This is a genomic window from Bacillus cereus ATCC 14579 (assembly GCF_000007825.1).
In the GTDB taxonomy this organism is placed as follows: domain Bacteria; phylum Bacillota; class Bacilli; order Bacillales; family Bacillaceae_G; genus Bacillus_A; species Bacillus_A cereus.
This window is the reverse complement of sequence record NC_004722.1, coordinates 2,830,464-2,856,626: the sequence shown is the minus strand read 5'-3', so window position 1 is coordinate 2,856,626 and position 26,163 is coordinate 2,830,464. Positions and strand designations below refer to the sequence as shown.

Sequence of the window (26,163 nt, the reverse complement as noted above, 5' to 3'; positions counted from 1 at the left end):
CCTCCAATTAATAATACCCCTGCTAAAGTTAAGCAGGGGAGCCGGAATTAATTTTTAACTAATTCATTTACTTTTTCAAGGACGAAAATGCCGCTATTTCTAATGTTTTCAACAACTTGTTGCAACACTTCTTTATCTTGAACGAGTGCAATACGTACGAAGCCTTCTCCGTGAGGTCCAAATGCATGACCAGGTGTAACAACGACATTCGCACGATCCATTAATGCATAAGCGAAGTCTAGAGAAGTCCATCCTTGTGGAATTTCTGCCCAGACAAACATACTACCAGCTGGCTTATCGACATTCCAGCCAAATGTTCGGAATCCATCGATTAGTGTATCTCTACGTTCTTGATAAATTTCACGGTTTTTCTCACAAAACGTAGCACCGTTTCTTAGTGCAGCACATGCCGCTTTTTGAATTGGTAAAAATACACCGTAATCGGTATTAGATTTAAATTGAGTAAGTGCACGAACAATTTCTTCGTTTCCAATCATATATCCAATACGGCTACCTGCTAAACTATAACTTTTTGACAAAGAATTGATTTCTACGCCAACTTCTTTAGCACCAGGTACAGAGAGGAAGCTAATTGGCTTATTACCATCAAAATAAAATTCGGCATAAGCAAAATCATGGACAACGATAATATTATGCTTTTTCGCGAATGCGATTACTTCTTTAAAGAAATCTTCATGAGCCATTGCTGGAACGGGATTCCCTGGGAAGTTTAAAATCATCATCTTCGCTAGATCGGCAATTTCTTCAGGGATGACTTCTAAGTCTGGTAAGAAATCATTCTCTTTCTTTAAAGGCATGTAGTAAGATATTGCACCAGCCATTTGAATACCTGTTTCATAAGCTGTATATCCTGGATCAGGAACTAATATAATATCACCTGGATTTGCATAAACCATAGGTAAATGAACGAGCCCGTCTTGTGAACCCATTAATAATAAAACTTCTTTATCCGCATTTAATAAAACGTTATGAGTATTGTTGTAATATTCAGTTACAGCTTCGTGAAATTCTTGAATACCTGATAATGTATACCCGTAGCTCTCTTTCTCACTCGCTGTATGTACCATTGTTTCTCTTACAAAATCAGCGGGCGGCATATCAGGATTTCCGATGCTCAAATCAATCATGTTATGACCTGCTGCAATTTTTTCTTTTTTATAGGCTCCTAATTCACTAAATATAGAAGATTGGAATGCTTTCATTCTAGTTGCTAACGTGTAAGTCATCAAAACCCCTCCTAAAACAGTGCTTTCATTCTGCATTTTTAATTATTCTGAAAACACATGTTTATATTTTATCATTTTTTTATGAAAATTAAAATGATTGACAAATTTAGAGGAAGGATTAGCCTATTTTGAAAAGTATCGATGTAAATAGCGTAGATGCGTTAATTGAAATGTCTATTATAGGATTCATTTTATATAACTTAAGGTATTCTCTAGTTTTTATTAAGTATATTTCTCATGTTTTGAATGAAAAAGAATACGAAAACAAGGGCTATTTTTGTGGCCGATTTCTAAAGTGAAATAACGCAGAAAATATTTTCTGCGTCTCCTCTGAAATGTAATCATTTCTTTTTATATGTGCATAATTTTTCGGCTGTCAAAAAGTATACATTTAGTGTACCGTCGGCAACTTTTAAAGTTTGGTCCGATGTAAATGAATTACCATAATCAATGTGATATACATTAGAATTTTTGACAAATGAGCCTTTATATAAATCGTCTTTATTCTTTGTTGTTTGCATTTCTACTAAATTTTGCACAATTTCCTCTTTATTTTCTTTTTTGACAACTGTTTCAAATTTATAATATACAGGGCATTCACCATTTTTATTGTCAACGACTTCCCAAGAACCGTATATATCGTTATTGCTGCATCCACTAAGTAGGATGATTAGTATAGGAATTGTAAGTAGAACCTTTTTCATTTTGTGCTCCTTTCTTTTAAATTTGAATAAACGTGCGAATACGATAGGGATATTATAATAAATAAAGTTTAAATTTTTTTAAAGAATTATTTAATTTCATATAAAAATTTAGGAGAAATTAAATAAGCATGAATCTAGTGTAAAGTCAGATTCATGCTAGTACCATAGCCTATGTTATGTCTTTTTTGAGCATAAATAAAGAGGAAAGCAGAATCACTATTCCATTTAATATATATACGCTTGCGATCATAAAGGCTAACGTACCTGCGCCAAATCCTGCTTTATCGAATATAGAAGCAAATGTTGCGATAGTCAAAAAGATAATGGGAGTCAGTAGTAAAAATATGAAACCTGCCACGATTCTTTTTTTAAAACTATGTCCAGATAAGGAAATGGCTAAAAAGTTTAGGATGCTAAACAGAGCAATTGCAAAGAGAAGGACAATAAATACTTCGATGCCATCAGACATTTTACCACTCCTTTTATAAAGAGTACTTTTTATAATCTATTCGAAATTAAAGGAGGATACTCCTTTAGGTAATTTCAATAAACGTAATAAATAGGCGTATTATAAAACAAAGAAGTATGGATCCAATATTAGATCCATACTTCTTTGTTTATTTTATAAATTCGCAGATTGCGAATGCTGTTTTTCATAATGTTTCTGCTTAGAGAGGGAAATAGAAATAATCAATAATGAAACGACTCCGAAGATGAGAACCATATATTGTAACCCAATTGTATCTAAGAAGAAGCCTGTGCCAAGTAAGACGATTTGGAACATAACCCTCTCAAACATATTACGGAATGAGAAGAGGCGACCGTGATAACTTTTTTCCACTTTCGTTTGGAAAATCGTCGACATAATAGGGAAGAAGCAGCCAACACTAAACCCAAACAACCCAAATGATGTAAGAGCCATCCATTTTATATCGCTAAAGAACAATGACAGATGTGCAAAAGCAGTACAAACTGCAAAGAAATATAGTAATTTTTCAGGTTTGAAATGATCAGATAGACGTTTAATTACGAAGGCACCTATCATAAATGCGACACCTTCAATTGTATATATGAACCCTTTAATCGTAGGATCATGTTGCATTTCGCTAATGTTAATAACCATTAAATTAAACCCAGCTATAAATAATAGAGGGATGATACTTAATATAAGTGCTGTAAAAGCAATAGGAATTCCTTTTAAAATACGAAATACTTCCATAAAGCTATTATCTTTTGCAGCTTGTTTACTTGGTGTTGTTGATTTCTTGTCTTCGAATTGTAGGAAGAAAGTCGAGAGGAATAATAAGGCGTATGCTGCCATTGAGAAGGCATACATGTACTGTAAACTCATCACAACTAAAAGAATTCCACCTAGTGAAGTACCTGCAATACGAGCAATTGTACCAACATTCATATGTACACCGTTCATTTGTAATAACTCATGCTCACGTACGATGAGTGGAATTACAGATTGTAATGCAGGGAAATAAAATGCTGCTGAAATTTGAAGAGCAACCATAAATGCAATCATAAATGCGATACTTTCAAATTGAATAGCAAAAAACATGAAAATAACACTTAAAACTCGACCAAACCCAGCGTAAAGAAGAACTTTTTTCTTTTCATACTGATCGATGACACGGCCAGCCATAGGTCCAACTAGAACACCGGCTAATAGTCCGATAAATAATATAACTGATTTCATGAAATCAGAAGGGACATATTTTTGCATAAATTCAAGGTTCCCAAGAATACCAAGCCATAATCCTAGACCTGCAATAAACTCCCCAATTAAAACAATCCAAACGTTTTTATTACGCCACATAACATTAAAACCTCTCCGTCTTTTAAAATGAAAAACTCGTATATAAAACCTCCTTATTTATGTAGTGTTTTTATACGAACTTTTTTAGAGTCAGAGTCTATATTACGTGTTTCATAAGTGGATTTCAATCTTTTTGATTTGTCAAAAATTTGATGTGTTAAGTGCTGAAATAAGTGAATCAAAACGTAAAAATTTTATGATTAAAGCTAATAGAAAGTAAGAATATATATAAAAGCAAGAACGTATAACTACGCCTCGCTTTTCTCAAGTACAAAATTAAATATTAGATTCACTTAGCAACATTTTTGCTCTTTTCCAATAGCTAAAGCGCTAAAAGATAGAGGACCAACAACTTCTGCACTAGCACCACTAGTAAGGTTTTCTACAGTTAATGAATATTCGTGTGTTCCACTGCTAACGTTTTGATCTATAGCTTGAAATGTTTGTACGTAAAATTGTTCAGAATCTGTAGATTCAATACCTACTTGTGCATTAAAAACTTCAATATTATCACGGAAAATTCGGAATAAAACTTGTGAAGTCCCAGTTATTCCTTCTACACCAATTGTAGCGATTAATTCTACTCGATTATTACGTGAATCTCTACTTGAAATTCTCAATTTCAAATTTGCTAAAATTGCTTTATTTGGAGAAGAGGGGATTGCAAAAGTTGTTTCACCAGTTTTACTAATAGGTTGAGTAGCTTGGTAATCAATGATATGAGTCATATTCTTAACTATTTTCATATACTAGAATATAAAAATAGTTAAGAATTAGCTTGGACAAATACTAGATTATTTAATAGAGTCAACAACAATTATTGAAAAGAAGAAATTCACATAAAAGCATCAAGAATATATCAAAATAAGATGATATTTTTCTTAATGCTTTTTGTAATTAAGCAGAATATTCTTCTTTACGTACTTCAAAAAATTCATTACGTCGTAAGTAATTATAAATTTTCTCGGAAACTTCTTCTTCTTCAGACACTAAGAAACGATGATCAAAAGCATAGAATGATTGACCTTTAATTAATTTCACATAGTACATTTTAAACACCTCCTTTGACAGGATTATTAGTTGTCCCATATTATGATGGCCTATTTGTCTGCTAAAAATACTTCGAGTTTCAAAGGGGGGAAAGAGCTTACAATTCTGTAAGGTTTATGTCACCTTTTTCGATAGTTTGTATTTACCAATTTCTTCTATACTACAAATAGTTATATAAAATAAGGGGGTAAAAAGATGGATGAAATAATTGGAGAAGTTGTAGCTGGTATTTATGAGTTTGTAGTGGAAGTAACAGCGGATGCTATAGGAAGTTTAGTTTCCGGAAATGATGAGGAAAAAGAAACATTATAATAATTTGTAAAAGTATAAAGTTGATCGAATTATAAAGGCTGATTTCTAAAGGGAATTCAGCTTTTTTATTTTTTACATTATATTAACTTAATTTGAATATTCGTTTGTTATCATATTTAAGAAGCCTATATAAGGAGGTGAATAAACAAATATGTCGAATTCAGGGCTTGATTTATCTGTTTCTCGTTTGATTGTGGTAAATATAGAGGAAAAAGAATATCATTTTATTGTTCGTGAACATCCGATTGTAGGGAAATTTATATCGCTATTTGAAAATGGAAAAGAATATGGTTTAATAGATAAACAAATCGCTAATAAAGATAAATTTATTACATCGGAGCTTACTAAGTTAGATTATTTTAATATAGATGTTTTATATCTTACACCTGGGTGGATATGGATTGGTATGGATCAATTTGGTTTACATGCTCGTGAGGCTACTTATAACGAAGTAGATGTTATTATGAAGTTGAAAGAGGATTTATATTATATAGATATATACGAAGAAATAAAAATGTAGTAAATATTTAGTCAGGTTAGGGGGAAAGTTCCCGTAGCCTTTTTTGTTTAATGCAATAACGTATAATCATATTATTTTGATTATAAGGGAATGTGATGAGAAGTGAGATGAAAAGAGGATTTGAAAATACATGAAGAGAATTGTAATAATTATATGAGTCGTATATGTAAATAACAATAGAAAGAAGATGATAATATGAGTAAAGAAGAGCTTGTGAAAAAACAGTTTGGCAGTAATGCAGATAAATATGTAAATAGTAAAGTACATGCTAAAGGACTGGATTTACAATATGTAGTTCAACAAGTTGAGTCTCGTCATAATAATCGTCTTCTTGATGTTGCTACTGGTGGTGGACATGTGGCAAATATGTTAGCACCTATGTTTGAAGAAGTAGTTGCACTTGATTTAACAGAACAGATGTTAGAAAAAGCAAAAGTTTTTATAAAGCAGAATGGGCATGAAAATGTATCTTTTGTAGCAGGAAACGCAGAGGATTTACCATTTGCAGACCATTTTTTTGATACAATCACATGCCGGATTGCAGCCCATCATTTTACGAATCCGGCTCAATTTATTTATGAAGTAAATCGTACATTGAAGGATAATGGATTATTCATCTTAATAGATAATGTTTCGCCAGAAAATAATGAATATGATACATTTTATAATTTTATAGAAAAAAAGCGAGACCCAAGTCATGAACGAGCTCTAAAAAAGACAGAATGGCTTACTTTATTACAAAAAAACGGTTTGCAAATGCAGTCATGTCTTACTTTTGATAAGAAATTTGATTTTGACTGGTGGTGTAATATGATGGATGTCCCTTTACAAAAGCGTGAAAAATTAACAGAATGTATGATGAAAGCACCAAACGAAATGAAGGGATATTTTAATATTCAATTTAAAAATAATAAAGTAGAGTCGTTCTATACTGAAATGGCTATGTTTATATGTAAAAAAAGTACAACATTAAAAAGATAAATGTGTTGCAGTCTTTCTGAAGTACGATATACTTAGTACAGAGAAACTGAGAATTGAGGAATAGATATAATGATTCGTGTACGCATTGAAGGTACTGAGGAAGAAATGCTTGAATTTATGGAGAAAATGCCGGACATTCCTGGATTTGAAAAGATACATTTGAGAGAGCCGAGAAAAGGAAATAACCCGAAATACGATTCAAGTAAAAATGTACTTGCATATTTGTCTTATAAAAAGATTGAAGTCGCCAATAAATAGGCGGCTTTTTTAGTTTGCGCTGTTTCACCGCCTTGTCTTTTTCACATAATAATAATAGTAGATTATGCTTAAGAGGGGTGAGAATAGTTAATAAGAAAATTATCTTTTTTGGAGACTTTGGTATTGATGACGCCGTAGCGTTAATTTATGCAAATAAAACATGTAAATTAGATATTCTAGGTATTGTTGCTGAGTACGGGAATGTATCACGAGATATCGTTACGGAAAATGTTTATTTTTTAGAAAGGTACTATGCTACACAAGTGAAAATTATTGAAGGTGCGAGTAGACCGATGACAGCTGAAGAGCCTTTGTTTTTCCCTGAAATCCACGGGGATCACGGTTTAGGTCCTATTATTCCACCTGAGATGAGAATTTGTAAACGAGAAAATTTTTGTGAATTAATCAAATTAATCGAACCTTGTCCAGAAGATATTATAATTGTGGCGACAGGGAGACTAACGACGCTTGCTACGTTATTTTTATTGTATCCAAATATAATGGATCGTATTTGTTCGTATTATATAATGGGCGGCGCTTTCCTATTTCCAGGTAATGTTACACCAGTATCTGAAGCGAATTTTTATGGTGATCCAATTGCAGCAAATATTGTTATGAAATATGCGAAAAACGCTAGCATATACCCGTTAAATGTAACACAGGGCGCGCTTATTACGCCTGAAATGGCGAATATAATAGATAAACAAGGAACTGGACAGGCGAAACTCATTAAACCAATGATTGATTTTTATTATGAGAATTTCTATAAAAAAGAATATCCGGGTATTGGTGGAAGTCCTATACACGATTTACTACCGTTTATCTCGTTTATAAATGACAGTATTTTCGAATATAAAAAATCGGCAGTGTGGATTAGTACGACAAATGATGTGACTAGGGGCCAAAGTGTAGCAGACTTTAGAAAAATAGCTGAGCCAACAAGGTTTGATGATCGGCCGATTCAAAGAATTGCTGTTGGTTTTAACTATGCAGCTTTTAAAGAAGAGTTTATGCGAACAATATTGAAGCCAGATTGTTCTTAATGTGTGTAATAACAAGTCGGATAAATCGTTAGTTCAAAAAAAGGTTTAATCTGTGTGTATTATTCTCAAAAATCTTAAAGTTGAACAACATGAATAACTTATGAAAAATGTCACATAACTAATGGTAAGCAATTGTTTCTAATTATATTTTGATTGGTGAAATGTAAAGGAGGTTATTATATGATTTGGTCTTTAATCGTCGGTGGTATATTAGGATGGCTTGCGAGCTTAATTACTGGAAAGGACGTACCTGGTGGTGTAATTGGTAATATTATTGCTGGTATTATCGGTTCTTGGGTTGGTTCGAAATTACTTGGTAGTTTTGGTCCAGTCATTGGCGGATATGCAATTATTCCAGCTTTAATCGGTGCGATCATTTTAATTTTCATCGTAAGCTTCTTATTACGAGCAATGCGAAAATGAATGTAAGGACTGTTTACATTTGTAAGCAGTCCTTTTTATATGTTATGCTAGTATTATACAATCAGGAGGTGTCAGCATTGAAATCATTTACAGTAAATTTCCATCAAGAAGATAATGCAAAAGCGACAACAGTACATAAATTAAGTGAAGAGGACTTCAATAAAGCAACTGAAAAAGGTACTCGTCATTTATTTGATTTAGATACAAACGTTGGCTTCTTCGTATTCTTTGATGCAGAAGATGCAGAAGGAAATGATCAATACTTAATGTTACAATATGAAGGGGATCATGAAGAACCAACTGCATGCTACGGATTTGATTTAAAACTATACTATCAATTTTTAGCACTATACTTAAACGATCTTGAATTCCAAGGCGAAACAGATGAGGAAGAGGAAGAATACGGTCCAATTCATCATTTAGCGCATTTACTTTATCATATTGTTGAAGATGGTAAATCAATTGAAGTGTAATATACATATTTGAAGCTGCTCTTTTTGGGCAGCTTTTTTATATGACATTGAAATGGTGTACTGTAAGCTAAATAAGGTGAAATTTTAATCAGTGGGGGTTTTGTTCATTCCCACTGATTATCAGCCCTCACCAATTTAGCTTTTACGGGCAGCAGGGCCCCCACCTAACTTCTTTGTTTCCGCTGAATTTTGAGGTGGGGATCTTACTGCCCAGCAAATAGCGGGATAAATTAATAATAGAAATTTATTTATTACTTTCATGTTAGCGTCGTAAAACACCTGTTATAATGATTGTAATTAAATTCTTGGAGGCTAATTCTATGCTTGTAGATGTAAAAGCTTTTATTAAAGCTGCAGGTTTAACATGTATTTCATCATTAAGTGGAGATAACACGTTTGCTTATAATTTTGAAACAGTAAAAAACACTATCGCTACATTTTTTAAGAAGCTAAGATTTACCGTTTAATTTCATTTCAACCAGTAGGAAAAGAGTAATCCCTTCCTACTGTTTTTTTTGTTTCAAGGAGCTGTTGTGACAGCATGTTTTAAGTTATAGATAGAGGATATTATCATCGAGAAGAGAAGGTTTAAAGAAGGAGATGAATACGATGATTAACAATATAATTCCAAGTTTTTTTAAATTATGGGAAAGTGACGATTTAGAATTAGAAGTCCTTAATTAATACTATACTTCGCATCCGGTTGATTATCGAAATGAATAAAATACAATAGGGGGTAAAAATGATGAAAGTATATTTCAAAATAGTTATGTTATTTCTTGCTTTTACATGCACATTTGCATTAGCAGCATGTAAAGGGACAGACGAAAAAAAGGAAGCAAATCCAGCCTCGGAAAATCATAAAAATGAACAAAGTAATTCTTCAGAAGAAAAGAAAAATCTTGAAGCAAAACCAAGTAATGAAAAAACAACAAAACCATCAGCTGAGCAAGATTCGAAAGATAGAATACTTAATCAAAAATCAATTAACCACGTTAAAGATTTGTTTGAACTAGCAAAAGAAGGAAAGGTACCTAATGTGCCATTTGGAGCCCATACAGGGGATATTGAAGAAATTGAAAAAGCGTGGGGGAAAGCAAATAAAACCGAATATACAGGGAATGGAATGTACGCAACTTTTACAAATAAAAATGTTGTTTTCGGATTTAATAAAGGGTCACAAGTTTTTGATGTACGCTCATATCATGCGGAACTAAAATTGATTACATTACAAGAAATTGAAAAAGCATTAGGAAAACCATCTTCAGTTAAAGAGAATGGTGAAGATAAAATATATGTATACAAAGTAAATAACCAGTATGAATTGAAATTTGTCATTCCAAAATCGACTGGTAAGGTCGATCATATTTCCGTATTTTCGCCAGAGGATAGTATTAATAAAATGGCAGGATAAGAAATTAAGTGATTTCAAAAACACCTCACTTTCTTGAAGTGAGGTGTTTTTAGTTGTAAACAAGGAATGTCTCCTGTCATATAAAACATACTTTCATATGCGAAATACTTCACTTTTATTTTTTAGCATTTATCCAATAAGAAATGTTGATCTACTGAAAAAGTAGTAACCTATAAATTATGTGTAGGATGGTTCACGATTTTTTTACGTTCCAAACTTTGAACAAATAGCGCTTGAACAATACCTCCAACTAATAAGAAGCTAGCACAAATATAAAACAGCATACTTCCATTTAACTTACTTAATATAACTGCGCCAATAACTGGTCCACACGTTCGAGATATATCCCAGTGTATACCGTAAATTGAAAAATATAAACCACGTTTATCATGAGGTGCAATTTCTGAAACGAATCGTAATAAATGGTTTAGAGCAATACTTTCTCCAATGACTAAAAAGAGTAAGGTGAAGAATAACGACAATATCGTCGTTGAATAACTAAAGCCAACTGCAGCTATTGTATAGCAGGCGTAAGAAATAAGGATGATTTTCGCCATAGAAAATCGTTCAGACCATTTTACGAGGAAGATTTGTAGAATGATTTCCAAAATGGCTTTGCATGTTGAAATAAATGCGAGTATGAATACGAGATTAGGAAATACATGTTCTGCAAAAATACGATAATTCGTCTCAGTTTGTGCATAAAAAAAGCTAATAGGAAGTGTAGAAACCATAAGACCGAATATGGCGTAATGTTTAAAAACAAATTGCTTTGGTGAACTTGCCTCAACTGTTTGTTTCGACTTACTTATAGGTGGAACAGTTTCTGGGAGCTGGGTCCAAACAACAACAGCATATATCGTAAGAGTTACACTTTGCACGATAAATAAATATTCTGGGTGAGTATTATAAAAACTTGCACCGATTAAAGGGCCGACTACGGATCCGATTGCTCCCATCGTTTGTAGGAGAGCAAAAATCTCTGCTTGCTGCTCTTGTTTTGTTAAATCAGCAATTTGTGCACGCTGAGCTGGAATGTATAAGGAACGGCCAATACCATTAATAACATATAACAGTGCAAATATAAAAACGGATTGAGCGAAAACGAAACTACCGATTGCAACACCTTGTAGTAATAATCCGAGTAACATAATCTTTTTTCGGCCATATTTATCAGTAATTCCTCCAGCAATAAGTGTAAATAAAATGTCTGAAAGTGGCTGCAGTCCGAAAATCAGCATAGTTATTATTACATTGCCGTTTAACATTTTATTGACGTAAATAATCATAATGAGAGCTAACATAGATTCAGTCGTTCGGGTTAATAATTCACCGCACAGTCTAATGAAAATAGGTTTATTGTAACGAAGTAAGAGATAATTCAATATTAATTCCTCCTTTCTATATTGAAATGATAAGATGAAAGGAGAGTTGGAAAAAGGGTAGAAACAATAGGGAGTATTTTTCACCTTTTAGGGGGAGTATGATGTTTATTTTAGATCAATACATTGAACTATGGATTGCTTATGGAAAAGGGAAAAAAGAGGGAGAACGATTGGAAGTAACAGTGCAAAATATATCTAGAACACTATTTTGTACAGAGCGTAATAGTAAATTAATTATAAAAAAATTAGATGAGTTAAATTGGATTAAGTGGTTTCCAGGTCGCGGCAGAGGAAATCGTTCTAAGTTAATATTTCAAAAGCACCCGATGTCTTTAATTTTAGATAGAGGAAAAGAAATAACGAAAAAAGGGGATGTGAAAAGCGGAAGCATATTTGTGGAACGCTATAGCTCACATTTTCCATCGGTAAAGGGAGAATATCACTCCTGGGTGGATTCAATATTTGGTCATAAGGTTGAAATGACATCTGAAGGGAGAAGAGATGTACTCCGGTTGCAAGTACAAATGAATTTAGATATCACATTAGATCCTGTATACGCTACAATGCGTTCGGAATGCCATATGGTAAAACATATATTCGACACACTCGTGTATGTAGACGGTAATACAAACATTATAGAGCCAAGACTTGCATTTCACTGGGAATATAATGACGCTGAAAAAATATGGACGTTTTACTTACGAAAAGGAGTTCACTTTCATAATGGAAAACAACTTACTGCACATGATGTTATATACTCGTTGAATCGATTTATGAAGCTGGAAAATAATGCACACGCATGGATGTTACAACACGTTGAAAATATCCGTTCAGTGGATGACTACGTTTTCGAAATTCAATTACATACGGAAAATCGAATGTTTTTACATATGCTAAGTGCAGAACAGTGTTCTATCGTGAATGAAGATGAAGCAGGAGGGTTAATTGGAACAGGGCCTTTTCAATTATATAAAAGTAATGAAAATCTGTTCATTTTAGAAGGACATCCTTTATATTTTCGTGAAAGACCTTTTTTAGATCGTATTGAGTTGTGGAATGTAGAACAAGGTGTAAGTACATACGATGTTTTAGTAAAGGCGCAGTATAAAGATAAAGAAAAACATAATAAAGAATTGTCCCGGCTTGAGTCGAACGTGACATATATAACATGTAATCTTACGAAAGAAGGACCAATGCAAGATGCGTTATTTCGGAAAGCGTTATATCAAATCATTCATGGTTATACAATCGTTCAAGAACTCGGCGGAGAACGTGGAGAAGTGGCAAAGAAACTAATATTAGCAAATGAAAGCATAGTAGATATTGACGAAGATATCGAAAGTTTAATTAAAAGGAGTACTTATCATAGTGAAGTGCTACAACTCTACACATTTACAGGACGAGATCATGTTGAAGATGCACAATGGATACAAAAAGAGTGTGCGAAGTACGGGATTCGTGTAGAAAATAATTTTCTTGAGATAGAAGAGCTATTGGAAGTAAGTACGATACAAAAGGCCGATATGATGCATGATAGTGCCACAATAAGTGAACGAATAGAAGATAGTTTATTATATATGTTTCTTACAAAAAATAGTTTTATTCATGGACAAAGCAGCATGGACTTTCATGAAAAGTTGTCTCCTTATTTTAGACAAGAAGAATTAGAGAAAAGAGTTACACTGTTACGCGATATCGAGGATACTTTGTTACGTCAAATTCATATTATTCCTTTATATCGTAATAAACAAGAGGTAAGTACACATGAAAAAGTTCAAAATATAATGATTAATTCACAAGGTTGGATTGATTTTTATAATATTTGGTTTAAATCTTGATATATAAGGGCTTTTGCACATTTTCATAAGATGTGTAAGAGCCTTTTTGTATGTGAGAATAGGTTTGTTTTACACATTGTTACGCTACTTGTGATAAAAGTCTATTTACAGCGTAACAGTGTTATGTTACATTGTTATCAGGAAGGAGTGTTATACAGTTGAGTACAGATTTAATTTCAAAAAAAGATTTATTAGAACTAACTGGTATTTCATACGGACAGTTATATAGGTGGAAAAGAAAAAATTTAATTCCGGAAGATTGGTTTGTACGAAAATCAACGTTTACAGGTCAAGAGACATTTTTTCCGAAAGAAAAGATATTAGAGCGTATCGATAAAATCCAAACGATGAAAGAGGATTTATCACTTGATGAACTAGCGAACATGTTTTCACCGAGTGTGAGAGAAATTCTTTTAACAAAGGAAGAGATTTTACGCAAGGGGATTGCATCAGAACCAGTTTTACAATTTTTCATAGAACAAACGAATAAAACAGCAGAGTTTCAATTTGTAGACATTCTTTATGTGTACATGTTAGAAGAATTACTACAATCAGGAGAGATTAGTTTAGAAGAAGGAAAAATGGTCTTGCAAGTTTTACGTGAAAATTATGAAGCAATGAAACATAAAACTTGTGACTTAATCATTGTCCGAAAGTTAGGTATTTCTACATGTTTATTAGTTTCAAACGTGGGCGATTTAATTTTTGAAAAAGGCACCAAAATCGTTTTACGCGAAGCGATTATGAAATATACCGAAGCATTAAAAACTAAATTGTTGTAGTGGAGGAGAAAGTATGCGTACAGATAATTTGATTATAAATGGTTACGGTTCATCGAATGGTGGCGAGTTTCATAAAGTGCAATTAAACGGAAAAGGAACTGTGAATGGAAATGTTGAATGTGAGCAATTTGAATGTAACGGTTACGGTGCAGTTACTGGCGATTTGAAAAGTAGCAGTGCACGAATTAGCGGATCTGGTAAAGTTGATGGCACAGTTCATGCTGAAACGATGCGAATTGATGGAAAAGCAACAATTACGCAAAATGTAAAAGCAAACAGTTTGAAAATTGCAGGAAAAGGTACGATAGGTGGAAATGTCACTGGTGAAGAATTTAAAGTCAATGGTCAAGCTACAATTGACGGTAATTGTGAAGTGGATACTTTTTCTTCAGAAGGACAATTTACAATCGGTGGTTTATTAAGCGCAGATGAAATTAATATAAATATTCACGGTACATGTCGAGCGAAAGAAATTGGTGGTCAAACGATTAAAGTAAGACATAGATCAGGTACATTTAGTAGGCTATTTAAAACAGTATTTGGCTTGCAGTTAGAAGCTGAACTATTAGAAGGTGACAATATCGATATTGATTATGCTCACATAAGAACGGTAAGAGGAAACAATGTTACAGTAGGAGCAAACTGTGAGATTGAACTGATTGAATATACCGGTGTTCTTACTGTTGATAAAAATGCAAATGTAAAAGAAATTAAGCAAGTTTAACGGAAGGGAGAAATCAATATGGAACATCCACATAGTCTCACAGTAAATGGTTCTGGTAATTCAGCAGGCGGAGATTATAATAAAGTGAAGATTCGCGGTGAAGGAACAATTACGAATGATATGAGTTGCAATGAGTTTAAAACGTACGGAACGAGTGATGTACGCGGTAATGTGAAAGTGAAAAATTATGTCGTATATGGAGATAACGAAGTACAAGGAAATGTAGATGCGGAATATGTAAAAGTATATGGTAATACACAAATTCATGGTGATGCTCATATTGAAAAAACAAAAGTTAGAGGTATGATAGATATTGCAGGAAAGTTTTCAGGTGATTTCGTAGATGTAAAAGGTGCTTTAAATGTAAAAGGAGATATTGAAGTAGAAGATTTATCATTAACTGGTGGTCTTGAAAGTGATGGATTACTTAATGCTGAAAATATTCAAATCTCACTTCGTTATGAAGGCAGTAAGGTAAGAGAAATTGGTGGTAAAAAGATTACTGTTCGTAAAAAAGCGAGATTTATTCCTTTTACTAGTCATGCTGGAAACCTCCAAACTTCGATTGTTGAAGGAGATGATATCTATTTAGAACATACGATTGCTGAAGTTGTAAGAGGCAACAACGTCACAATTGGTCCTGGATGTGAAATTAGTGTTGTAGAATATCATACTAGTTTTAATCAAAAAGGTAATGCAGTCGTAAAAGAACATAAACAAATATAAGTAGTATGAGGGAGAGCAAGAGATATGGTTGAGAAGAATAATAAGCTCGGCTTTGTTGTGGTGGGCTTATTGCTAGGTATTTTAATGGCATCGATGGATAATACCATTGTCGTAACGGCGATGGGAACAATCGTTGGTGACTTAGGAGGCCTCGAAAACTTTGTATGGGTCGTTTCTGCCTATATGGTCGCAGAAATGGCAGGCATGCCGATTTTCGGTAAGCTATCAGATATGTATGGTAGAAAGAGATTCTTTATTTTCGGTTTAATTGTCTTTATGATTGGTTCGGCACTTTGTGGTACTGCTGAAAATATTACACAGTTAGGTATTTATCGTGCCATTCAAGGTATTGGCGGCGGGGCATTAGTGCCAATCGCGTTTACTATCGTTTTTGATATTTTCCCACCTGAAAAACGCGGGAAAATGGGTGGTTTATTCGGAGCGGTATTTGGATTATCTAGTATTTTCGGGCCATTACTTGGCGCATATATTACCGACTACATTAGCTGGCACTGGGTATTTTATATTAACTTACCACTTGGCATTTTAGCACTTATTTTTATTACATTCTTTTATAAAGAATCACGCGTTCATAGGAAGCAAAAGATTGATTGGTTTGGTGCAATTACTTTAGTTGGTGCAGTAGTTTCTTTAATGTTTGCGCTTGAACTAGGCGGACAAAAATATGATTGGGATTCTAGCTTTATTTTAAGCTTATTTGGTGGATTCGCTATTTTAATCATCGCATTCATTTTTATTGAACGAAAAGTAGAAGAACCAATTATTTCATTTGAGATGTTTAAGCAGCGCTTATTCGGAATGAGTACAATTATTGCTTTATGTTACGGTGCTGCATTTATGTCAGCAACTGTGTACATTCCGTTATTTATTCAAGGTGTATACGGTGGTACCGCAACAAACTCAGGATTATTACTTTTACCGATGATGTTAGGATCAGTCGTAACAGCGCAGTTAGGCGGATTTTTAACAACTAAACTTAGCTACCGAAACATTATGATTATTTCTGCGGTTATTATGCTAATTGGACTATTCTTATTAAGCACGTTAACACCAGAAACAAGTCGTGTATTATTAACAGTTTATATGATTATTATCGGATTTGGAGTCGGTTTCTCATTCTCTGTACTAAGTATGGCAGCTATTCACAACTTCGGTATGGAACAGCGCGGGTCTGCGACTTCAACGAGTAACTTCATTCGTTCGTTAGGAATGACACTAGGCATTACAATCTTCGGAATGATCCAAAGAACAGGTTTCCAAGATCAATTAGAAGAAGCATTTAAAGGGATGAGCGGGGGAATGAATACAAACGCTTTAGGGGATTCAAGAGCTATTCTATCAGAATCGGCAAGATCTCAAATCCCTCCGCAAATATTAGATAAGATTATTGACGCTCTTTCTAGTTCAATTGTTCAAACATTCATGTGGGCATTGGTACCAGCTGGATTAGCATTCATATTTATTTTCTTTATGGGAAATGAGCGCATGGTAATTAAGAAACAACAAACGAATAAAAAGAGTGAAACATCAAAAGCGTAATGAAAAAGCTCCTTTCTAATTGGAAAGGAGCTTTTTCGTATGTACGGATTTAGATTAGCCTTCGATAATTTCGTATTCTTCGTCTGCTAATAGTAAAATTTGTGTTTTCTTACCTTTGTTTTGAACTTCGATTACATCGTAAGCACCTAAGTCTCTTACTTTGCTTTGAGAAGCGTTAACCATAACTTCAATAGAATCAATTAAGATATCTTCTTCAATGTATGATTCAGGCAATGCCATATCTTCAGTATCTAATACACATGCGTATAGATTTTGTAAGTTTTCAGCAGTTGGGTTTTGTTCCTCAACATCAATGATGTTTTTTACTGCTTCCATATTTTCCTCTTTTGCTTGGTATACTTTAATTTTAGCCATTGTTTTAATCTCCTTTATAACGTAATCGTAGAGGCTACACCTTATTATAACGTTTTTTTCATGAAAGATGAAATTGTTATATGTATTTATAGTAAAATTTATGTGTCCTTACTCAAAAATGGTGTGATTTCCATATAAATGTACGATTAGGTAACGATATTGCTACGTTAACGTTATATTGTCCAAGCTTTTCTTATTTTCTTCTCATATATATGTAGTAGCAATTCTATATAGAGAAGGGATGGAGTGTAAGTGGGGTGTGAACCGAAACGTGATTGTGGGTGTTGCCAAAATAGTATATGTGAGTTTTTACAGAGTCTAGAACCGTATACAAAAGTTGAAAGTATCATAATAGCAGGAAACGAAATTGCTGTATCTTATTTTCTTTCATTTAATAAGAAAACAGGTATCGTATCATTCGTACAAGAAGACAATGAGGTTATATTTGTCGATTGTTCAAAGATTGATGCAATTCGAATAGGGAAAGTATGTAGTTGCAAAACAAAAGTTAAATATATTGAAGAGGACTTTAGCTTGCTAGGAAATGTTTGCCCGCATTGTTTAACGGAGGGGAGTACAATCTTTTTCGATTTTAACAATCCTGAATTAAATGTGTCTTTCCAAGCAACAACAATTAATCCACCTAGATGTACTGAATTTACAGATGATCTCGGGAATGTAGTAAAGCAAATTACTATAGTAGGTGAGGCGAAAGTTTCTAGAGATTTTGTTCAAGTACCTGAACTGGTAGGTTTTCGATTACTTTTATCACATCTAGCTGGAGACCCTTTAAACTACGGATTATTATTTATTAATTTTCCTGATACGATTTTTATTTTTATATTGGCATCAAGCGGATACCTTTCCATTTCGAACTGTTTAAAAATAGAGGGCGGAACTGGTGATGCCGAAATAGAAGAGATGAAAAAAATGATAGAGGATGACGTTAACACGTACAAATCAGTTGTTAAATTGACTAAAGTATATAAGAACGGTGAGACGGAATCTTTTATTTATAAAAATGAGTTATAACACATGTATTTAAATGCACCCTCAAACTATTGTTGAGGGTTGTTACATAATTAATTATGTTGGTCCTTCAAACCGTTTGTTAACGGGTAAGAAATATATTTATTGTTGACTTATTTTATATGTTGATCATTTCATAGTTAGTAGATGTTATAATCATTTTATGTTTACTGATATTTTATAAATATTCAAAGTTTTAATTTAATAGTCAATTGCTTTTATGATGAACAGGTGGGTATGTATATGAATACGAATTATGGAGCGCTCATGAAAATGTTAAGAGTAGTTGATTCTAAAGAAGGCGGGAATGTAAATGATATATGAAGCGAATATACATACAAGAAAAAAACTAGTTTCTATGTTTGAGGATTTCAATAACGTTGTTTTACTTTCTTATTTACAAGGGCATATGGGTACTGCTTGGGTAAATGATCTTGAAAATCCAAAAGTAGCACAAGTTACGGTAGGGATTTTTACATTTTACGCTGGAGACCCAAATACGAAAGAAACAGAAGAGTTATTACGTAATATTCCAGAAAGAATTTTAGTTATCGTGAATAGTGAAGAGTGGAAACAACGCTTAGAAACATTCCATGAAAGAAAAATAGATAAGTTTTTACGTTATAAATTCAAACGAAATCCAGAAGTTTTTAATCGTTCAAAATTAAAATCTTTTATATCAGCACTTCCAAAAGAATATGAGTTAAGAAGAATAGACGAGCATATCGCAAATAGCCCTACATTACATAAGATATCTGAAGATTTCACAAGTCAATTTCATTCGGTAGAAGATTATATAAACCGTGGTATAGGTTATAGCATTTTATATAACGGAGAAGTTGTATGCGGTGCATCCTCGTATAGTATTTATAATGATGGGATTGAAATTGAAGTTGCGACTGATCACAATCATAGAAGAGAGGGCTTGGCAACTGTAGTAAGTGCAGCTCTTATATTGGATTGCTTAGAAAATGGAAAGTATCCAAACTGGGACGCAGCGAATACTACATCTGCTAAACTAGCAGAAAAGTTAGGATATGAATTTGATAAGGCATATGATACTTATTTTGTGGATAATAGATGAGTGAAGGAGTTACATACTAAAAAATAAATGCGCCCTAGTACGTAAGTCTAGGGCGCATTTATTAGTTGGTAAATATCTTCATAACAATCATATCATATTTTATCTTTTGAATGTTTGGAATTAAAGATATTTATGTGACTTTTTGAAAAAATAAAAGAGCAGCTAGCAAAAGCCAACTGCTCCTCTCCAAGGGGGAATGGAGAAATACAATCATATTATCTATAGTATTGACGGAACATAGAGTTTTAATCAAAGCCCGATTGGTGAGAGATTTGATTAAAACTCCCACTGATTAAAGTTTCACTTTATTACATTTACAATTTAAATAGTAGAACGTGTTTATCGTAGTTCTCCAAACACCAATTATATTTTTTTAGAATAATTGGATGGACTGCTTCTGTCGTAGTATCGACTTCAGTATATCCATATTTCTTATAAAAGTTTTCTAATTCCTCAAAAGGAAGACAATATACATTTTGTATTTGTGATTTTTTCGCAGTTTCTACTAAAAATGAAACAAGCTCACCAGCTAATTGAAGCCCTCTAAATTGAGGCAGAATAAAAATCCCGCCCATTTCTAAAGTATCTTCATCTATTTGGACTAATCGGCCAACACCTGCATACTCGTTGTTATATGTAATAATTGCAACTTTATCTCTCTTTAAATCACTTCGTACAAATCCTATTGAGTCATATTGACTATTAATCCATTTTAAATCGTTAGATGTGGCCAATTGAATACTCATATATATCCTCCTTCGGAATACTAGCGCTCTCTTCATTATATAGAACATAACATACTATATCAAAGGAACCTTGAGGTAGCCCATTTGTTTAAGTTATTAGTTAAAAGTGTGGGGTTGCTGGCATTGAAATGATGGCTTCATCAAACATAGGATAATAATCTTGTGAATTTAGTGTTACATAGTCAAAATAAAAATTAATTCATGTGTTCGGTAATGCACGATGGTTTAAGTGTAGAGAAGATCATAGGGGTATTTTAATTAGTAGCTACTATATTCATTGAAGTTATTAAGGAAATGTCGTAATCCCTAGCCTTAGTGATACAAATCATATTAGGGTTTAGTAAAAAAACTCTTCCTGAAAAAGAGGGGGATTAAAGATAAGAGCACTTCGAAAAGTGCCCTTCAGTAAACGACTACTTATTCTAAAAAGAAAGGATGCAATATATTATATGAAGTTTAGTGTATTTAAGTATGGGGCTTTTATATAAAAGTTTTATTTTGTTCCGAATAAAAAGGCGGTTGTTTCCGCAACCACCTTTCAGTAAAACAAAGCACTTTTTATGAAATAAATTATGGATGGTCCCTAAAAAAGGTATAGGATATACCCACATTTTTATAACTAAAGTGACGAACTCAGGTTATAAGGAAGGAACAATTATATTGTATGAAATCTATTCTAGAGTAGTCACAAAGAAAGTTGTCTTCTTATTAGAAGGCAGCTTTTTTTATTAGAAAAAGAAGTAGAAGATTAAGTTACTTGTCCAAACAAATTTTTAAAAAATACATAAAATGCTATTAGTTAGTCAATATTTTAATATTGCTAATTTTTAAGACTTAAAAGGGGTGATTTTATGTGTGAATGTGAAGTTTGTAGACGAAAGAAAAATCGGGATCCATTAAACCGGGAGTTTGAGCCGAAAAAACGAGTTCCTGAGCCAAAAAAAGAGGATTGTGAGCCAAAAAAAGAGGATTGTGAGCTAAAAAAAGAGGATTGCGATCCGAAAAAAGAAGATTGCGAATCATTAAATGATTATTCGTTTAGTAAAAATGCAAATTTTTTAGAGGAAGCTATACAAACAGATGAAATCGATCAAATTTCTGAGGAATATATTGAAATAGTTGATTCAGCAGATGTACAAGTTACTACTACAGATACAAAAGCTGCGCTATCTATCCAAGCGGCATTACAAGCAGCTATCGTAGTTGTAGTAAGTATTTCTATAGCAGATAGTGAAAAGGCAGATAAAATAACACAAGAATTATTTCAAAAATCAGCTATTAAACAAATTAATAGACAAAAAACATTTATTAAAAATTCTAGAAACGTAACCGTAACAACTACTGATACAGATATTGCAGTGAATATTCAAATTCTCCTTCAAATTTTATTAGCTTTATTAGTTAAACTAAACATTTTATAAAGTGTCTATCCTATTGATATTTAGCTATAAGTTTTCAATCTAAGTAAATGTTTTTTGTTGTAATACGTGGTACAAGCTTGGACTTTTTATTATGACTGAATTAATATTCAAGATTAATGGTAAAGCAAGTGTGGAAAACTACAAATAAAGATAAAATACATGATTTAACAGTAATGAAACTTATATTTATGTGAAGTGAAGGAAAGCTGTCTTCTTATTAGAAGTCAGCTTTTGATTTTATTAGCAAAAAGAAGTGAAAATAGAAGATTAAGTTACTTGTCCAAGCAATTTTTATTTCATTACATATAATGCTCGTAGATATTTAAAATTTTTATAGAAAATTGATTGGAGTGACTATTGTAAATGGATGATTTAAACAAATTTTCTTCCTTTAAGTTTGATAAGGATCAAAAGAATATAATTATAGACCTTTTACTCTCAGATATTTTTAATAGGCATGGGATAAATGAAGAAAAATTAAAAAATTTATCACCAGAAAAAAAGCAGCAAATTAAAAGTATTGTTTCTGAAATACAATCACAAGTTAATAATTATTTAGATTGAAAGGGGGTGAACGCATGGACAAAACATGTCATTCAGATGAAAATAAAAAGTGGAGTGCATTAGATTCCTCGAATCCTCATCCATCTTTTAAAAATGCTAGCGTTTCAGAAGCAGCTGCGCAAGAAAGTAAAACGTATCAAATTTCTGAAGAATCTATTACAATTGTAGATTCAGCAGATGTAGAAGTTACTACTACAGATACAAAAGCTGCTTTATCTATTCAAGCAGCATTACAAGCAGCTATCGTGGTTATAATAAGTATTTCTATAGCAGATAGTGAAAAAGCTGACCGTGTAGCACAAGAATTGTTTCAAAAATCATCTATTAAACAAATTAATAAACAAGAAACTGTTATTAGAAATTCTAGAAATGTTACAGTTACGACTACGGATACAGACATAGCAGTAAATGTTCAAATTCTTCTCCAAATTTTATTAGCTTTACTAGTAAAATTAAATATTTTATAAAATGTTTAACTTGTTTTTATCTAGTGATTCTTACAGGTGAATATTCACTGTTTTAATTATAGTACAGGCTATAAATATTTATCATAACTGGACTAATATTCAACATCACCAAAGTATGAATGTAAACAAACAATTTGATGGAAAATAAAGTTTGGTTATTTTATGAAAATGTAAAAGCCATTTCCTTTATTGGATTTGGCTTTTCAATTTTAAACAGTATGAATTTGAAAAGATTATATTAAGATAAAGAATTAAAATATAATGATACAAAATACTTATAAAATTATTCGTGTTTTAGAAAAATAATAAGAAAAAGGTGTTTAAAATAGAATCATTTTCATTAACAGTTCAAGTTTTGAAGAATAGTGCATACAATATAAAGTGTTTTCCTTTCTTCATTTAAGTTTTACGTATATAATTTAAAAGTACTATTTTTATTTTATTATTTTATATTTATAACAGAATAGAGGTTTAAAAATGGGTGTTAAAATCATTACGGATAGTGCGGCGGATTTACCAGTAGAATTGCTGCAAGCATATGATATTGATTTAATTCCACTCCGTGTATATGATGAAGCAGAAACAGAGTATTTAGATGGAGTAACATTAGAGTCAGTTACATTATTGCAAAAAATGAGAGAAGGCGCTGTTTATAGAACGTCATTGCCTTCACTTGAAACGTTCCAAGAAAAATTTGTTTCTTATGCAAAAGAAGGTAATCCTTGTATATATTTAGCTTTTTCATCTGAACTGTCTGGTACATATCAATCATCAGTTGTCATTAAAGAGGAAGTAAAAGAAACATATGCTAACTTAGATTTAGAAATTATTGATACGAAATGTGCTTCGCTTGGTCAAGGTCTTGTCGTTTTAGAAGCTGCTAAAATGGCAAAAGACGGCGCATCAAAAGAAGATATTTTAAAGCGTGTTGATTTTCTAATGAGCCATATGGAACATATCTTCACTGTAGCTGACTTACAGTACTTAGTGAGAGGTGGACGTTTAAGTAAAGTCGCAGGATTTATCGGTGGTTTACTAAACATTAAACCGATCTTAAACGTGGAAGAAGGAAAACTTGTACCACTTGAAAAGGTACGAGGGAAAAAGAAAGTATTAAGCCGTATTGTTGATATTATGGAAGAACGTGGTAAAGACCTTAAAGGTCAAACAATCGGTATGACTCACGGTGACGATTTAGAAACAGCGGAAGCATTAAAATCATTAATTACGGAAAGATTTGGCTGTGAAGTATTTATCGTAAATACAATTGGTGCAGCAATCGGTGCACATACAGGACCTGGCGTTATAACGTTATTTTTCTTAAATGAAGTAGAGTAAAGGATTGATCTTTTGATCAATCCTTTTTTATTTTTTAATCTGTGATAATCGGTCGATATGGTATTGATGAAGATAAAATCTTTGAAGTTTTCCTATATCAAATGCAATCTTGTAGAGGGATTATTTTTTATATGTGTAATGATACTTAATGGTAGAAGAAAAGAGTATAAATAAGAATATATTTATAGGAATTTAAATATTTGAAGATATCAAAATTTTTCCATTTCATATATAATTGTGTGTGGAGAAATATCTGTAACTATTTGTAAAAATAGGAGGTGGCTATAAAAATGCAAGAAAGTGCTAGATGGGATTTAAATCGCTTGTATTTGAATGAGGATATTCTATTTCCGATTTTGGAGTTGAAAGAGCAATATTTTGTAACAAAAGATGTAGAGATTCTTTCAAAGCTTATACAAGTTATTGAAAAAGCAGAATACTATTTGTACTGTCGATCGGTTGAAGAAAGTGTTCCATCTGACCTTACTAAATTGACCGTGAAAGTGAAGGAACTAAAAAGTGAATTACAGCAAGTAATAAAACATAATGAAGTGGAAACTTCAGATAATACTAAGTTAATAAAAGATGAACTTAATGCGTGGGAAAATATGTACATACAATTACGGGATAGGATAGAAATAGAGCACAATAATAAACTATTATCCTTTGGACAAGCAAATACTATTGCAATGAATAGTGATAATGAAAAGGAAAGATTAGAAGTATTCGATTCATTAACATGTGCTTTACATAAGGAAAAAGAAATCTTTGCTACTGTATTAAATCAAGTAGGGAGATTGCGTAATGCAAAGAGTGATGAAATAGAAGATAGAGAGATTTTAACACAATCTTTTCATGCGAATGGCATTTCAGAAACTGTATTATTCCAAATGTGGAATGCGACAGAAGAAAACCTTGATAAATTAGTAAGTGCTTTAAACGTGTATAAGAAAGGGAAAGCTTCGATTACATGGCATGAACTTATGACAGTAAAGGAAAGTAATGAGGTCATGATTCCTTTTTCAGTAGCAATACAAAACGTTTATGATGCATGGAAGAATATTGATGAAGAATTAGCAGAATTTGCACGTAATGCGATAGAAAGTGGTTGGGTAGATGCTGAACCGAGAGAGAATAAACCACCAGGCGGGTTTTGTGCTCCATTTTTCAGTGAGAAAGAATCGCGAATTTCCATTCGTTATGATGGGAGTATAAATAGTGTAAGAGTGCTCGCTCATGAATTAGGACATGCTTGGCATTTTTATAATATGAGTTTTGAACAATCTACATCTTTTTTAGATGATTATTTGCCAATGAGTACGGCTGAATCAGCATCTATTTTCTTTGAAACGGTACTCTTAAATTATCTAATTGAAACAACGGATAGTAAAGATACGAAAAAGTCATTACTTAGCTGGAAAATAAGAAATAGTTTTAATTATGTAATGGCAATACGAGCATCGTATCAGTTTGAAAAAACATTTTATGAAAAATGTAAAGAGGGTCCTTTAAGTGCTGATGAAATTGAGAAATTATCTATAATTGCACAAAAAGAAGCTTATGGAAATGCTTTAAGTGAATACCAGCCGTTTGTATGGATGAAATATATTCAATTTTATATAGCAGATGTTCCTTTTTACAATTATCCATACACGTTTGGATATTTAGTAAGTTTTAGCTTATTAGAAATAGCTCAAGAAGGTAAAAGTACTTTTCATTCGAAATATAAAGAGTTCTTACGAGAAACAGGAAAGGCTTCAGTAGAGGAGCTTATGAAAAAACATTTTGAAATAGATATAAGAAATTATGAATTTTGGAATAAAGCTTTTATTCAAATTTCTAAAGACATTGATGAATATTTGCAGCTTATATAA

29 protein-coding genes are annotated in these 26,163 nt (G+C 32.6%); 20 read left to right on the top strand and 9 right to left on the bottom strand.

Translation table 11 applies throughout. The features are described from left to right. Positions 1 to 47: 47 nt before the first annotated feature. The 6 genes from BC_RS14480 to BC_RS14455 form a co-directional block, all read right to left on the bottom strand. Entirely contained in the window at positions 48 to 1,247 is a 1,200-nt protein-coding gene (locus tag BC_RS14480; protein ID WP_000222692.1) for an LL-diaminopimelate aminotransferase, read from the bottom strand. 341 nt (positions 1,248 to 1,588) lie between these two features. Continuing rightward, positions 1,589 to 1,951, bottom strand: coding sequence for a hypothetical protein (locus BC_RS14475; RefSeq protein WP_000757022.1), 363 nt, complete (start codon positions 1,949 to 1,951; stop codon positions 1,589 to 1,591). A gap of 169 nt (positions 1,952 to 2,120) precedes the next feature. Continuing rightward, on the bottom strand, positions 2,121 to 2,420 hold the full coding sequence (locus BC_RS14470) for a hypothetical protein (protein WP_001279463.1): 300 nt from the start codon (positions 2,418 to 2,420) through the stop codon (positions 2,121 to 2,123). Positions 2,421 to 2,573: 153 nt separating this feature from the next. Beyond that, entirely contained in the window at positions 2,574 to 3,776 is a 1,203-nt protein-coding gene (locus tag BC_RS14465; protein ID WP_000269258.1) for an MFS transporter, read from the bottom strand. A 293-nt stretch (positions 3,777 to 4,069) separates the two neighbouring features. After that, a complete protein-coding gene (gene exsC / locus BC_RS14460) occupies positions 4,070 to 4,504 on the bottom strand; it encodes an exosporium protein ExsC (protein ID WP_000148808.1) in 435 nt (144 codons plus the stop codon). Between the two features lie 169 nt (positions 4,505 to 4,673). Further along, positions 4,674 to 4,826 carry a YqbF domain-containing protein gene (locus tag BC_RS14455; protein WP_000291905.1) on the bottom strand — a complete coding sequence of 51 codons (153 nt, stop codon included), beginning with the start codon at positions 4,824 to 4,826 and terminating at the stop codon, positions 4,674 to 4,676. A 463-nt stretch (positions 4,827 to 5,289) separates the two neighbouring features. On the opposite strand from BC_RS14455, the gene BC_RS14450 reads away from it, so the two are divergent. The 8 genes from BC_RS14450 (at position 5,290) to BC_RS14415 (ending at position 10,250) form a co-directional block, all read left to right on the top strand. Further along, positions 5,290 to 5,658, top strand: coding sequence for a hypothetical protein (locus tag BC_RS14450; RefSeq protein WP_000071475.1), 369 nt, complete (start codon positions 5,290 to 5,292; stop codon positions 5,656 to 5,658). A gap of 195 nt (positions 5,659 to 5,853) precedes the next feature. Then, positions 5,854 to 6,639, top strand: a complete 786-nt coding sequence (locus BC_RS14445; protein ID WP_000031318.1) for a class I SAM-dependent methyltransferase — start codon at positions 5,854 to 5,856, stop codon at positions 6,637 to 6,639. Between the two features lie 69 nt (positions 6,640 to 6,708). Beyond that, positions 6,709 to 6,897 carry a DUF3970 family protein gene (locus tag BC_RS14440; protein WP_000621877.1) on the top strand — a complete coding sequence of 63 codons (189 nt, stop codon included), beginning with the start codon at positions 6,709 to 6,711 and terminating at the stop codon, positions 6,895 to 6,897. A gap of 77 nt (positions 6,898 to 6,974) precedes the next feature. Then, complete coding sequence (locus BC_RS14435; protein WP_001223682.1) at positions 6,975 to 7,940, top strand: nucleoside hydrolase; 966 nt, start codon at positions 6,975 to 6,977, stop codon at positions 7,938 to 7,940. 180 nt (positions 7,941 to 8,120) lie between these two features. After that, positions 8,121 to 8,363 carry a GlsB/YeaQ/YmgE family stress response membrane protein gene (locus BC_RS14430; protein ID WP_000638306.1) on the top strand — a complete coding sequence of 81 codons (243 nt, stop codon included), beginning with the start codon at positions 8,121 to 8,123 and terminating at the stop codon, positions 8,361 to 8,363. Positions 8,364 to 8,440: 77 nt separating this feature from the next. Continuing rightward, the gene (locus BC_RS14425) at positions 8,441 to 8,836 is read left to right on the top strand and encodes a hypothetical protein (RefSeq protein WP_000834883.1); all 396 of its coding nucleotides are present in this window, start codon (positions 8,441 to 8,443) and stop codon (positions 8,834 to 8,836) included. A 320-nt stretch (positions 8,837 to 9,156) separates the two neighbouring features. Continuing rightward, positions 9,157 to 9,303 carry a hypothetical protein gene (locus tag BC_RS14420; RefSeq protein ID WP_000959548.1) on the top strand — a complete coding sequence of 49 codons (147 nt, stop codon included), beginning with the start codon at positions 9,157 to 9,159 and terminating at the stop codon, positions 9,301 to 9,303. 275 nt (positions 9,304 to 9,578) lie between these two features. Then, positions 9,579 to 10,250, top strand: coding sequence for a YjgB family protein (locus BC_RS14415; protein ID WP_011110177.1), 672 nt, complete (start codon positions 9,579 to 9,581; stop codon positions 10,248 to 10,250). A 170-nt stretch (positions 10,251 to 10,420) separates the two neighbouring features. On the opposite strand, the gene BC_RS14410 is transcribed toward BC_RS14415, so the two are convergent. Then, positions 10,421 to 11,635, bottom strand: a complete 1,215-nt coding sequence (locus BC_RS14410) for an MDR family MFS transporter (RefSeq protein ID WP_001108464.1) — start codon at positions 11,633 to 11,635, stop codon at positions 10,421 to 10,423. 101 nt (positions 11,636 to 11,736) lie between these two features. Here BC_RS14410 and BC_RS14405 point away from each other — a divergent pair, with 101 nt between their 5' ends. The 5 genes from BC_RS14405 (at position 11,737) to BC_RS14385 (ending at position 17,265) form a co-directional block, all read left to right on the top strand. Next, the gene (locus BC_RS14405; protein ID WP_000470210.1) at positions 11,737 to 13,473 is read left to right on the top strand and encodes an SgrR family transcriptional regulator; all 1,737 of its coding nucleotides are present in this window, start codon (positions 11,737 to 11,739) and stop codon (positions 13,471 to 13,473) included. A gap of 158 nt (positions 13,474 to 13,631) precedes the next feature. Further along, on the top strand, positions 13,632 to 14,255 hold the full coding sequence (locus tag BC_RS14400) for a YhbD family protein (protein WP_000102258.1): 624 nt from the start codon (positions 13,632 to 13,634) through the stop codon (positions 14,253 to 14,255). Positions 14,256 to 14,268: 13 nt separating this feature from the next. Continuing rightward, positions 14,269 to 14,979, top strand: coding sequence for a bactofilin family protein (locus BC_RS14395; protein WP_001258384.1), 711 nt, complete (start codon positions 14,269 to 14,271; stop codon positions 14,977 to 14,979). Positions 14,980 to 14,997: 18 nt separating this feature from the next. After that, positions 14,998 to 15,705 (top strand): hypothetical protein, encoded by a 708-nt coding sequence (locus tag BC_RS14390; protein ID WP_000400906.1) that lies wholly within the window; start codon positions 14,998 to 15,000, stop codon positions 15,703 to 15,705. A 24-nt stretch (positions 15,706 to 15,729) separates the two neighbouring features. Then, positions 15,730 to 17,265 (top strand): MDR family MFS transporter, encoded by a 1,536-nt coding sequence (locus tag BC_RS14385; protein ID WP_000229651.1) that lies wholly within the window; start codon positions 15,730 to 15,732, stop codon positions 17,263 to 17,265. A 54-nt stretch (positions 17,266 to 17,319) separates the two neighbouring features. Here the strand turns inward: BC_RS14385 and BC_RS14380 are convergent, their stop codons facing one another. After that, on the bottom strand, positions 17,320 to 17,640 hold the full coding sequence (locus BC_RS14380; protein WP_001062733.1) for a hypothetical protein: 321 nt from the start codon (positions 17,638 to 17,640) through the stop codon (positions 17,320 to 17,322). A 252-nt stretch (positions 17,641 to 17,892) separates the two neighbouring features. Between BC_RS14380 and BC_RS14375 the strand changes: the two genes are divergently transcribed. Continuing rightward, the gene (locus BC_RS14375; RefSeq protein WP_000501707.1) at positions 17,893 to 18,672 is read left to right on the top strand and encodes a BC_2878 family exosporium-associated protein; all 780 of its coding nucleotides are present in this window, start codon (positions 17,893 to 17,895) and stop codon (positions 18,670 to 18,672) included. A 310-nt stretch (positions 18,673 to 18,982) separates the two neighbouring features. Then, entirely contained in the window at positions 18,983 to 19,753 is a 771-nt protein-coding gene (locus BC_RS14370; protein ID WP_000638727.1) for a GNAT family N-acetyltransferase, read from the top strand. 314 nt (positions 19,754 to 20,067) lie between these two features. Here the strand turns inward: BC_RS14370 and BC_RS14365 are convergent, their stop codons facing one another. After that, positions 20,068 to 20,499, bottom strand: a complete 432-nt coding sequence (locus BC_RS14365; RefSeq protein ID WP_000027166.1) for a GNAT family N-acetyltransferase — start codon at positions 20,497 to 20,499, stop codon at positions 20,068 to 20,070. An 851-nt stretch (positions 20,500 to 21,350) separates the two neighbouring features. On the opposite strand from BC_RS14365, the gene BC_RS14360 reads away from it, so the two are divergent. The 5 genes from BC_RS14360 to BC_RS14340 all read left to right on the top strand — a co-directional run bounded on the left by BC_RS14360 (position 21,351) and on the right by BC_RS14340 (position 26,163). Next, entirely contained in the window at positions 21,351 to 21,920 is a 570-nt protein-coding gene (locus tag BC_RS14360) for a spore coat protein (RefSeq protein WP_000333030.1), read from the top strand. 363 nt (positions 21,921 to 22,283) lie between these two features. Continuing rightward, on the top strand, positions 22,284 to 22,484 hold the full coding sequence (locus BC_RS14355) for a spore coat protein W (protein WP_000342253.1): 201 nt from the start codon (positions 22,284 to 22,286) through the stop codon (positions 22,482 to 22,484). A gap of 14 nt (positions 22,485 to 22,498) precedes the next feature. Next, complete coding sequence (locus tag BC_RS14350; protein WP_000361676.1) at positions 22,499 to 22,951, top strand: spore coat protein; 453 nt, start codon at positions 22,499 to 22,501, stop codon at positions 22,949 to 22,951. A gap of 477 nt (positions 22,952 to 23,428) precedes the next feature. After that, positions 23,429 to 24,289, top strand: a complete 861-nt coding sequence (locus BC_RS14345; RefSeq protein ID WP_000538278.1) for a DegV family protein — start codon at positions 23,429 to 23,431, stop codon at positions 24,287 to 24,289. Positions 24,290 to 24,579: 290 nt separating this feature from the next. Further along, on the top strand, positions 24,580 to 26,163 hold the full coding sequence (locus BC_RS14340) for a M3 family metallopeptidase (protein ID WP_001158171.1): 1,584 nt from the start codon (positions 24,580 to 24,582) through the stop codon (positions 26,161 to 26,163).

Coding starts and splice junctions, on each gene's coding strand:
- BC_RS14480 (WP_000222692.1), bottom strand. CDS start 1,247: ATGACTTACACGTTAGCAACTAGAATGAAAGCATTCCAATCTTCTATA.
- BC_RS14475 (WP_000757022.1), bottom strand. CDS start 1,951: ATGAAAAAGGTTCTACTTACAATTCCTATACTAATCATCCTACTTAGT.
- BC_RS14470 (WP_001279463.1), bottom strand. CDS start 2,420: ATGTCTGATGGCATCGAAGTATTTATTGTCCTTCTCTTTGCAATTGCT.
- BC_RS14465 (WP_000269258.1), bottom strand. CDS start 3,776: ATGTGGCGTAATAAAAACGTTTGGATTGTTTTAATTGGGGAGTTTATT.
- exsC (WP_000148808.1), bottom strand. CDS start 4,504: ATGACTCATATCATTGATTACCAAGCTACTCAACCTATTAGTAAAACT.
- BC_RS14455 (WP_000291905.1), bottom strand. CDS start 4,826: ATGTACTATGTGAAATTAATTAAAGGTCAATCATTCTATGCTTTTGAT.
- BC_RS14450 (WP_000071475.1), top strand. CDS start 5,290: ATGTCGAATTCAGGGCTTGATTTATCTGTTTCTCGTTTGATTGTGGTA.
- BC_RS14445 (WP_000031318.1), top strand. CDS start 5,854: ATGAGTAAAGAAGAGCTTGTGAAAAAACAGTTTGGCAGTAATGCAGAT.
- BC_RS14440 (WP_000621877.1), top strand. CDS start 6,709: ATGATTCGTGTACGCATTGAAGGTACTGAGGAAGAAATGCTTGAATTT.
- BC_RS14430 (WP_000638306.1), top strand. CDS start 8,121: ATGATTTGGTCTTTAATCGTCGGTGGTATATTAGGATGGCTTGCGAGC.
- BC_RS14420 (WP_000959548.1), top strand. CDS start 9,157: ATGCTTGTAGATGTAAAAGCTTTTATTAAAGCTGCAGGTTTAACATGT.
- BC_RS14415 (WP_011110177.1), top strand. CDS start 9,579: ATGATGAAAGTATATTTCAAAATAGTTATGTTATTTCTTGCTTTTACA.
- BC_RS14405 (WP_000470210.1), top strand. CDS start 11,737: ATGTTTATTTTAGATCAATACATTGAACTATGGATTGCTTATGGAAAA.
- BC_RS14395 (WP_001258384.1), top strand. CDS start 14,269: ATGCGTACAGATAATTTGATTATAAATGGTTACGGTTCATCGAATGGT.
- BC_RS14390 (WP_000400906.1), top strand. CDS start 14,998: ATGGAACATCCACATAGTCTCACAGTAAATGGTTCTGGTAATTCAGCA.
- BC_RS14385 (WP_000229651.1), top strand. CDS start 15,730: ATGGTTGAGAAGAATAATAAGCTCGGCTTTGTTGTGGTGGGCTTATTG.
- BC_RS14380 (WP_001062733.1), bottom strand. CDS start 17,640: ATGGCTAAAATTAAAGTATACCAAGCAAAAGAGGAAAATATGGAAGCA.
- BC_RS14370 (WP_000638727.1), top strand. CDS start 18,983: ATGATATATGAAGCGAATATACATACAAGAAAAAAACTAGTTTCTATG.
- BC_RS14365 (WP_000027166.1), bottom strand. CDS start 20,499: ATGAGTATTCAATTGGCCACATCTAACGATTTAAAATGGATTAATAGT.
- BC_RS14360 (WP_000333030.1), top strand. CDS start 21,351: ATGTGTGAATGTGAAGTTTGTAGACGAAAGAAAAATCGGGATCCATTA.
- BC_RS14355 (WP_000342253.1), top strand. CDS start 22,284: ATGGATGATTTAAACAAATTTTCTTCCTTTAAGTTTGATAAGGATCAA.
- BC_RS14350 (WP_000361676.1), top strand. CDS start 22,499: ATGGACAAAACATGTCATTCAGATGAAAATAAAAAGTGGAGTGCATTA.
- BC_RS14345 (WP_000538278.1), top strand. CDS start 23,429: ATGGGTGTTAAAATCATTACGGATAGTGCGGCGGATTTACCAGTAGAA.
- BC_RS14340 (WP_001158171.1), top strand. CDS start 24,580: ATGCAAGAAAGTGCTAGATGGGATTTAAATCGCTTGTATTTGAATGAG.